Raw genomic sequence first — 2,040 nt, 5'->3', positions numbered from 1 at the left:
GGTGCCGGCGCCGCGGGTGCCGCTGCTGCCGGGTCCACTGCCACAGGTGCCGCCTCGCCGGCCGCTGCCTCCGGACCCAAGCGCCTGGTTGCCGTCACCGCCTGCCCCACCGGCATCGCCCACACCTACATGGCCGCCGATTCCCTGGTGGCCGCCGCGCAGGAAGCCGGCGTGGACCTGCAGGTGGAGACCCAGGGTTCCTCCGGCGCCAAGCCGCTGGACCCGGCCGTAATTGCTGCCGCCGACGCCGTGATCTTCGCGGTGGACGTTGACGTGCGCGGCAAGGAGCGCTTCGCCGGCAAGCCCGTCATCAACGCCCCGGTCAAGCGCGGCATCGACGAGCCGGCCAAGATGGTCCAGGAAGCACTCGCAGCGGCCACCGATCCGCACGCCCGCCGCGTTCCGCACTTCGGCGCCGAAGAGCAGGCCGAGCGTGCCGAGGCCGAAAAGGGTGAGCACATCGGCCAGAAGCTGAAGAGGGCCCTGCTCACCGGCGTCAGCTACATGATCCCGTTCGTTGCCGGCGGCGGCCTCCTGATCGCCCTTGGCTTCCTGCTGGGCGGCTACGACATCACCGATGTTGCGGACAAGGTGGTCCTGGAGAACAGCTTCGGCAACCTCCCCGAGGGCGGGCTCGCCGCCTACCTGGGCGCCGTGTTCTTCAAGATCGGCGCCCTGTCCATGAACTTCCTGGTGCCCGCATTGGCCGGCTACATCGCCTACGCCATCGCCGACCGGCCCGGCATTGCCCCCGGCTTCGTCGCAGGCGCAGTGGCAGGCTTCATGGGCGCCGGCTTCCTGGGCGGCATCGTCGGCGGCCTGCTGGCCGGCTACATCGCGCACCTGATCGGCACCTGGCAGGTGGCCCGCTGGCTGCGCGGCCTGATGCCCGTGGTCATCATCCGCTGCTCGCCTCCATCGTGGCTTCCGGCCTGATGTTCCTGGTGCTCGGCGGCCCCATCGCCGGACTCACCACCGCCCTCAATGGCTGGCTGTCCGGCATGACCGGCGCGTCCGCCGTCGTCCTCGGAATCATCCTGGGCCTCATGATGTGCTTCGACCTCGGCGGCCCCGTGAACAAGGTGGCGTACGCCTTCGCCGTCGCCGGCCTGAGCGCCGGCAGCGCAGACAACCAGGCGCCGTGGCAGATCATGGCCACCGTCATGGCTGCAGGCATGGTTCCGCCGCTGGCAATGGCCCTGGCCACCGTTCTGGACAAGAAGCTTTTCTCCCTGGCCGAGCGTGAAAACGGCAAGGCCGCCTGGCTGCTGGGTGCCTCCTTCATCTCCGAAGGCGCCATCCCGTTCGCCGCTGCGACCCGCTGCGCGTCATTCCCGCCAGCATGCTGGGCGGCGCCCTCACCGGCGCGCTGACCATGGCCTTCAACGTCACCTCGCAGGCCCCGCACGGCGGCATCTTCGTGTTCTTCGCGATCGGCAACGTCCTGATGTTCGTGGTCTCGATCATCGCCGGAGCCATCGTCAGTGCACTGGCCGTCATCGCGCTGAAGCGCTGGGCAGCCCCCAAGTCCACTGCTACGGTGGAAACCGTTCCAGCAACGGTCTGATCCGGTCCACCCACTACTACCCCGGCACAGCAACACAGCAAGCCGCAAGACAAAGGAGCAACAATGCCAGAACGCACCGCAACCGTCGCCAGCCGCGTGGGCCTGCACGCCCGCCCTGCCGCGATTTTCGCCGAGGCTGCCGGAGAGTTCGACCTTGACATCACCATCGCCAAGGAAGGCGAGCCCGCCGACGAGGCCATGGACGCGGCCAGCATCCTGTCGCTCATGAGCCTGGGCGCCTCCCACGGCGACAAGGTGGTCCTCCGCGCCGAGGGCGACGGCGCCGACGTTGCACTGGAGCGCCTGGTCCAGATCCTGGAAACGGACCACGACGCCGAGTAGCAGACACGCTGCTTTCAAGCACTGAACCGGCGGCCGCCGTCGGGCCTTCCCTTTGGGAAAGTCCGACGGCGGCCGTTTGGTTTAACGCGCCTGCCCGCCTGGCGGGGACGGCGGTCAGCCGCGCTCGGCGA

General features: G+C 69.0%; 1 protein-coding gene and 1 pseudogene. Both read left to right on the top strand.

Annotation, left to right across the window (positions count from 1 at the left end):
• A pseudogene (locus G205_RS23575) lies at positions 1-1,567 on the top strand (PTS fructose transporter subunit IIC); the annotation flags it as partial.
• Positions 1,568-1,630: 63 nt separating this feature from the next.
• Entirely contained in the window at positions 1,631-1,909 is a 279-nt protein-coding gene (locus tag G205_RS20275) for an HPr family phosphocarrier protein (protein WP_009359677.1), read from the top strand.
• Positions 1,910-2,040 lie beyond the last annotated feature (131 nt).

Origin of the sequence: Arthrobacter nitrophenolicus (assembly GCF_000332815.1) — a bacterium.
Lineage (GTDB): Bacteria > Actinomycetota > Actinomycetes > Actinomycetales > Micrococcaceae > Arthrobacter > Arthrobacter nitrophenolicus.
The sequence above is the reverse complement of the archived record's forward strand: the minus strand, read 5'-3'. Positions and strand labels throughout refer to the sequence as shown.